The 7,652-nt window shown below is 33.1% G+C and carries 6 protein-coding genes; 2 read left to right on the top strand and 4 right to left on the bottom strand.

The features are described 5' to 3' along the window. Positions 1-327: 327 nt before the first annotated feature. The 4 genes from ACTHW2_RS06360 to ACTHW2_RS06345 all read right to left on the bottom strand — a co-directional run bounded on the left by ACTHW2_RS06360 (position 328) and on the right by ACTHW2_RS06345 (position 5,068). On the bottom strand, positions 328-1,245 hold the full coding sequence (locus ACTHW2_RS06360) for a hypothetical protein (RefSeq protein WP_442263132.1): 918 nt from the start codon (positions 1,243-1,245) through the stop codon (positions 328-330). Positions 1,246-1,333: 88 nt separating this feature from the next. Beyond that, a complete protein-coding gene (locus ACTHW2_RS06355; RefSeq protein WP_442263131.1) occupies positions 1,334-1,573 on the bottom strand; it encodes a hypothetical protein in 240 nt (79 codons plus the stop codon). Positions 1,574-2,153: 580 nt separating this feature from the next. Then, on the bottom strand, positions 2,154-2,948 hold the full coding sequence (locus ACTHW2_RS06350; protein WP_442263130.1) for a mechanosensitive ion channel family protein: 795 nt from the start codon (positions 2,946-2,948) through the stop codon (positions 2,154-2,156). Between the two features lie 173 nt (positions 2,949-3,121). Beyond that, positions 3,122-5,068, bottom strand: a complete 1,947-nt coding sequence (locus ACTHW2_RS06345; protein WP_442263129.1) for a cell wall-binding repeat-containing protein — start codon at positions 5,066-5,068, stop codon at positions 3,122-3,124. Between the two features lie 1,302 nt (positions 5,069-6,370). Here ACTHW2_RS06345 and ACTHW2_RS06340 point away from each other — a divergent pair. Together ACTHW2_RS06340 and ACTHW2_RS06335 are read left to right on the top strand one after the other, a co-directional pair. Beyond that, positions 6,371-6,958, top strand: a complete 588-nt coding sequence (locus ACTHW2_RS06340) for an integrase core domain-containing protein (RefSeq protein ID WP_442263128.1) — start codon at positions 6,371-6,373, stop codon at positions 6,956-6,958. A gap of 221 nt (positions 6,959-7,179) precedes the next feature. Beyond that, complete coding sequence (locus ACTHW2_RS06335) at positions 7,180-7,488, top strand: prealbumin-like fold domain-containing protein (RefSeq protein ID WP_442263133.1); 309 nt, start codon at positions 7,180-7,182, stop codon at positions 7,486-7,488. Positions 7,489-7,652: the final 164 nt, after the last annotated feature.

Below are 7,652 nucleotides of genomic sequence, written 5' to 3'. Positions count from 1 at the left end.
CTTATAAATATCTAATTGTAATTATTGTATCACAGCTATATACTATTTAAAAACAAATTTACTTATTTTAAATAGTATTATATCTTATTTTAGTCAGAAAACTTGAGTTTTGTGATAAAATAGATAAAAAAGCTCCTCACAAGAATTATCCTGTGAGGAATCTAGTTTGTTTCCTTATTCAGTCTATGCTTCCCTAAAGGACTAGCCACATGAAGGCTTCGTAGTCTGTGAAGGTACCTGGTACCCTAGCGATGTCGCTGGCGACTGTTTAGGCAAATGGCAGCCGTCGCTAGGCGTATCTAACAACTTTGTGGGAGCTTGTTTTTACTATTGCAAATTCTTAACCTTTTCTAGGAGTTTTTCAAAATCTTCAACGCTTACAGTTTTAATAGCTTTTTCAAACAATCTATTAATTATATTATCATCCTCTATACTCTCAATATACTCTCTAGTATTTTTTGAGATAAAATCAAATTTCAATTCTAGTGTTTCAATAATCCTTTTCTTATTTGTATCTCTAACAGCTTCTTTTCTCTCTTCTGATACCCACTCTTCAAATAATGGTGAATTCATAAGCATTTCCCTCCTAACATATTTCTGAATTAAAGTACTTGAATATCTATCTGATGACATTGAAGGCTGCGAAGGTACCTGGTACCCTAGCAAAGGAGCTTGCGACTGAGCTTGTTGCTGTAAGGGGGTTATATCTGAGCTGTTTACTAATAAATATTTAACTATATTATCTATTTTATTTATAGAATCAATATTAAAGAGACCATCCGCTTTAGCATCTGCTATTGCCACACTAGTTTTCCTATAAGCAATATCTTTTATCTTACCTTTATTTTTCTCAAGCAACTCCTTCATATAATAAGGGTTATTAAGAATCTCCTTTAATGTGTCCGAATATTGTTTAGTAGGAATATCTCCATCTAAATATCTAGTAAGTGTTAATTCCCCCCATCCTAGTAATAATGATAAAGGTCTTTTACCAATATCATATTTTTCTAATATAAGCTCTATTTCAGAAACAGTAATTAAATCCTCCTCTTCTCTAAAAGCTTCATCTAATTTCATTAAATTATAATCACGAATTTCTGCTACAAAGATTTCACTCTTACATTCATCACAATATGCTACTTTCCCTTTATAATTAACTTCTTTACCTTTGATGTTTTTTGTCATTACTTTTTCTCTAACATAGTATTCAACCATATCACGACATTTTTCACAAAATCCCAACATCTAGGTCCCCTCCTTTTAGTTATTACTAATTTAATTCTAATTTTATCAAGTTATTTATTTAAACAAATACTCTATTGGTTTATTTCTTTTATGAAAGGATACGACTATAGCAAAAATCATCAAACTGTAAATCTAGTAATATTCTTTTTTCTTTTTTAGTGTTAATTTTATAGTCTTCTATAAATTCTATATTTTCCATTCTGTTTTTATTTTTTGAAATCGTATATTTTCCATCTATAATTAATTTTCTAAACCTCCTAAGATACTCTTTTATATCTTCTGAAGAAAAATCGGTGTGTTTGCCTGGCTCTGTTTGAATATCCCCCAAATTTTAGTCTCTCCCTTCTACTAGTATACTTAAATTATACACTATTTATACCAAAAACACAATAATTATTGTATTAATTGATACATTTTATAAATTGCAAGTCTAAGTGTCGCACCTTTCGTCACTTAAAAAATCCCATATATTATTTTAATTAAAGTTTCCTGGTTGTCAGGGGCGAGCTGGTTCTGCTCGTGTATTTACCCTTGACAACTGCTATTAATAAATATCCTGTTGATAGAGGTCTGATCTTTTTAGACCTCTCGCTTCCAGCAAGGGCTGGGGTTTGGTACCCTAGCGAGGTCGCTTGCGACTGAGCTTTTTTCATGAAAAAATCTCTCACAAGTATTTCTACCTGTGAGAGATCTAGTTTGTTCTTTTCTTCAGTCTACGCTTTAGTCTGCGAAGGTACCTGGTACCCTAGCGTTAATTATAGCGTTAATTATAAACAATATGAATTTGTTAGTCAAGCTATCTACAAATATTTAAAGGTGGATAAAATATGTAAAAGAAAATAAAAATATTCCCGAAAATCTTATTTTACAGGAATATTTAAGCATAAATCATATGTTTTTTACATTTCCTACTCTTCCATATGAAGATCCATCTGTGGAAATGGCATTTCTATTTTTTCTTTATCAAATCTCTTTTTAACTATCTCAAGTACATCATAATGAAGGTCCCAAAGGTCTCCAGCCTTAGCCCAAGCTCTTACTTTAAAATCTACTGAGCTATCTCCGTGGTTAGTCATTTTAACAAAAGGCTCAGGGTCTTTTAAGACAAGTGGGTGGGAGTTTATTATATCCTTTAAGAAATCTTTAACCTTGTCTACATCCTCATCATAGCCTACACCAAAGATCCACTCTGCCCTTCTGGTTTCCTTTACAGAATAGTTTATTATATTTGTGTTTGCTAGGTTGCCATTTGGAATATAGATAACCTTGTTATCAGTAGTTCTTAGTATGGTGTTTAGGATTTGAATAGCTTCAACAGTTCCACTAAAGCCATCAGCATCTATATAGTCTCCTACACTTATAGGCCTAACTACAAGAAGAAGCACTCCTCCTGCAAAGTTTGAAAGAGCACCTTGAAAGGCAAGACCTATAGCAAAGCCTCCTGCAGCCAGTACAGCTACAAAAGAAGATGTTTCAACTCCTAGTATGCCTACTACACTAATAGCTAAAAGTACCTTAAGTAGTCCACTTACAAGGGAAACTATAAAGGATTTGAGTGTGTTATCAATCTTGGATTTTTCAACTTCTTTTCCTACAAGTTTTGCAAGTTTACCAATAAGAAAAAGTCCAACAACTAGTACCACTATAGCAAGTGCCAAGTCCTTTACAAAGGGTATGAGCGTTGTTTGTAGTATATTTTCCATTTAAATTCCTCCTTTTCTTTATATACCCAAAGTTTTTCTAGCTTAACAAGTTAAAAAGGCAAATAAAGAAGATTTGCAGCTAGATATTAGCCTAATTTATATAAGGAATTCTAAAGATAAAAAAGCTCTGTAGACCTAGGTCTACAGAGCTTTTAAGCTATCTTGTTTTAAAACTACTGGATTAGAGCTTGAACTTCACTTGCAAACTTTCCAAGTAGGCCGCTATAGCCTTCATAGTCAGCTCCTGCTTTTACAGCATCTAAAACATTTCCTCTTTGTCCTTGGGATAAAGAGTTATAACTATCCATAAGTTGAGTCATAGGAGTTATTATTTCTTCTTCAACCTTGGTATTTTCATGTTGAAGAGGAAGATCTGTCTTGGTTTCTTCTAATACAGCTACTACATTGCTAATAAATTTATCAGTAGTTAAGTCCTTGTCGCCAATTCCATTTACATAGTCCATAGACTGGGCATAAACTGTTCTGTTTTTAAGGGCTGCATTAAAATATTTTCTAAAGTCTTCAACTGTATATCCTTCATCAGACTTGTTAGCTTCCATATCATAAGTTACAGCTGCTACACGAGCTTGACCATACTTTTCATGGTCTTTAAGTTCATTCCACTTTGTTAGGTCAAGACCTAGGGCAGAAGCATTTTCTTCTAGGGTCTTGACAGTAAGATTTTCATTGACAGCTGCTAGGGCTTCTTTTTCATCTTTTTGAGCCTGTGCTGCGTCTATCTTTGCTTCTTCATCTTCTATCAATGCATTTAAGGCATCCTTACTTTCTTGATCTTCTAATTTTTTAACATTTGTTTTTGCATTGCTAAGTTTTATCTTAGCCCTATCTAGGTTTTCTTCTGTTACTCCATCTTTACTTACATCCAATAAAGCTTTAACAGAAGTAGCCCCTATAAGTCTATCATGAGCCTTGTCTAGACGATCAAGTAGGTTTTGTCTTACTGTCTTGTTTTCTACCTTTTGAATTTCGTTAAAGACGTCAGTGTGTGAACTAGATACTTCTTGTCTTAACTGATCATCTTCTACCAAAGCTAGAACTTTTTCTTTTCCTTTAAGCTTAGTTTCAAATTCTTCTACTAGCTTAGCAGCTTCTTTTTCATTTTCTGTCATTAGAGCTGCTCCTTCTACTTTTTTATATGCTTTTTCACTTATTGCAGCTTTTCCACCAAGTACAAAAACATTAAATGGTTTGCTTTCTAAATATTCCTTTGTAGCAGGGTGCAAATCTTTTTTGTCGCTTAGTAGGATAGGTGCATTTTTAAGATTTCCTAAATATCCTCCTACCAGAGCGTCTGCATACTTATAGCCATAGGCTAATATTGTGTTTTCTGGTTTTTCAAAGTATTCTTCTGCTATAGCTATAGCAGTTTCCTCTCTTGTAGATCCTTTAAGTCTTCTAACATTAATATTTTTATCCTTTAGTTGGTCTACTACCTTTTCGCTTACTGCTTCTTCTCCACCAACTACTGTAACATTTTTTACCTTTAGATAGTCTAAGGTTTTTATAGTTTCCTTTGGTAGTTTATGGGTTTGAGTTAATAAAACAGGGTCCTTTTGACTAGCTGATACAGGACCTATAGCTAGTGCATCTGAAAGTTGGTCCCTAAAACCCAAAGCTAAAAATGCATGGTCTGAAGTTTTCATACTTTTTTTAGCTACTGCATCTGCTGTAGCTGTTCTATCAGAACCTGATACCCTTTCAACTGCGTAGTCTTTTTTAAGATTTTCTATAAGCTCATCTGAAACTACAGCGTCTCCACCAAGTACATATATGGCTTCAGTACCTAGTCTTTCTAGCTCATCTTTTACTTTTTGATCTAGCTTGTTTTTTTCAGTTAAAAGTAGTGGTGCTTTTTTGTGGCTGGCAAGAAGTGTTCCTGTTAGGGCGTCTACTTCCCCTGCAAATCCAGCTAAAACTGCTACACTAGCTTGACCATCGTCGTAAGCTTCCTGGCTTGCTTCTATAGCTGTTTCTATTCTTGTTTTACCTTCTAGCCTTTTAACATCAACTTGGTCCACCTCTGGAGCTGCCTGTGCTATTCCCGGTAAAACTAGTGCCACTGCTAAAAGAATAGCAAAGACCTTACTATATTTTCTCAAAGAAATTCCTCCTTTAAACTACTAGGAAATAGTCCTAGTAAGTCAAATCACAAGTTATATTCTAACCATTGGAACCGTGTCCCAATATTATATTTTTACCCGCAAAGATAAAGTTTAATCATTTGACTTAAGTAAAGGAAGCACCTTTTCTTCAAAATTTGAAATAGACTCTCAAAATATTACCACATTGATTCTATAGTTTATTTTTTATTATATTTTAAAATTTAAGTCTAATTATCTATTAAGTTAGGTAAGAAGTTAAGTAGGGCTTACCTAAAGGATGTTTTTCATCCTTATATTTTACATTCCTTAGAATATCTACTATCTTATTTGCAATATCCTAATTTCTCCATACACTCATTTATATCATCCTCTCAATTTACTTAGACTTATTCTAGTTAATACGCCTATCTACGTTGATGCTAAAGATATTAAAATAAAATCAACTCCTGTGCTTAATGATTTATATCATACTTACTCAAGAGTTGCTTAAAATTTAATAATTCATAATTTCCTTTTCTAGAAGGCTTATTTGTTATGCCTTTTTTTACTGTCTATTTTTAAAGCTTACCTTTTATTAGGATAATTTTATATTAATTTATACTTTTGAAGATATATTTTGTAGTTTATTATGTGAAATGAAACGATTTTTGATTAAGATTAGTTATTGAAGGCGGCACTTCTAACTTACTTTTACTTTACAATAAATGGAATTATATGTATAATAGAATTTAAAAATTCCAAAGGGAGAGATGATACTTTATGTCTAAAAATCTTGTTATACTATTCAGTAAGCTTTTTACCTTTTTAAAGTATTGGCTGGGAACTTTCTTCCAGTTTCTAAGGCTGAAGTTTATGTCTAAAAACCAACTAGAAGTGGAGATTATTGCGTTAAGAAGCCAACTTGCCTTGTGAAAGAAAGATATAGAAATTGGTAGTCGTACCAATCCAAGATCAGATAATCTACATAGACAACTTTGGGTAGCAATATCTAAACTCCATCCTAATTGGGAAAAGCTACAAACCTTAGTTACCCCTGAAACAGTAGTTAATTGGCATCGGACAGCCTTTAAACACTACTGGTCTTTTAAATCTAAAAGAAAAGGTCGGCCGCCCATAAGTGATGAGGTCATAGAAAAGATTATTCAGGCTTATTGGGATAATAATAGAGCTTCTGCTGAAAGAATAAAAGATATCCTAGAACTCGAAGGTATGCTTGATGTCCCATGCCCTAATACTATAGGTAAGTATTTACCAAAACAGACGGACCCTCCACAGAAATATACTCCTAATCAGAGGTTAGTGGATACTTGGATGGCTTTTATTAAAAACCATAGGTATGAGACCTGGGGGACAGACATGTTTGTTATGCCTACTCTTTTCTTTCAGGTACTATATGTCTTGGTTATTATTGATCATAATACTAGGAGAATTGTCCACTTTGCTGTTACTCCTAACCCTAATATGTTTTGGTTGACCCAGCAGTTTAGGAATGCTACTCCTTATGGTCACCAACCTAAATATCTTATTCATGATAATGACCCTGTTTTTAAATCTTATGTATTTCAGGATTTTTTAAATAAGGCTGATATTGTGTCAAAACCTACGACTATTAGATCTCCCTGGCAAAATCCTTATGCTGAAAGGGTTATCGGTACTATTAGGAGAGAACTTTTAGATCATATTATACCCTTTAATCAAAGGCATTTAGAGAATTTAGTGAATGAGTATATTAATAAATATTATAATCTTCATAGACCTCACCAAGGTTTAGATGGACAAACACCTGTCAGAAAGATTATCCCTGAGCCTATGATGGCTAAGGATTTTGAATTGGAAGCTAAGCCTATACTTGGTGGACTTTATCATTCCTACAAGAGAATTGCTTAAGAAAAAAAGATAAGTTAATAGAAAAAACTAACCTTGATTAAGGCTTATTTGTCATGCCTTGATTTTTTTATGCTGACTTTTATATAAGGGAAATTGGACTGGATTGTAAATTCATGAAAATTTTCGGAAGGGTTTTTCTTGTTTTTAGAGGGATTTTAGGTGATTTTCTTAGATCTTTTTATTTTTGAGGTGGACAAGTATAAGAAGGGAATAGCAATACAATTGATTTAACATTCCAAATCTTTTCAAGTAAAACTGATAAAGGACTCGCTAATGTGGAATTTACATTATGGAATGATGACGGCTTTTCTAAAACTGTAAAATCAAATAAAGATGGAATAGTTCTTATTAAGGATATTTCATATGGTGACTATGGTTTTAAGCTGACTAAAGCTCCTGAGGGATATCCCCAGGAAGGATATAGGAATAGAGGACTTAAATATGAAAAAGGTAATAATGAAATCAGTATAGATGGAAGGCTATATGAGATAAAAGATGGTATTGTTAGCTATCTTGATTTGGCAATTTAGTAAGTTCAGCGGAATAGAAGTAAGTTAAAAAGAAGTTCGAGAGAAAAATACTCTCTCACTATGGTGCTAGACATATTTAGTGAGCTAAAGTAAATAAACAAATTAGATCTCGTGTAGGCAGTGATATGCTCCCCTTATGGTAGACAGATTAAATAATAAAAATC

Source organism: Tissierella sp. (assembly GCF_052089545.1).
Lineage (GTDB): Bacteria > Bacillota > Clostridia > Tissierellales > Tissierellaceae > Tissierella_A.
This window is presented reverse-complemented; position numbering and strand designations above follow the sequence as displayed.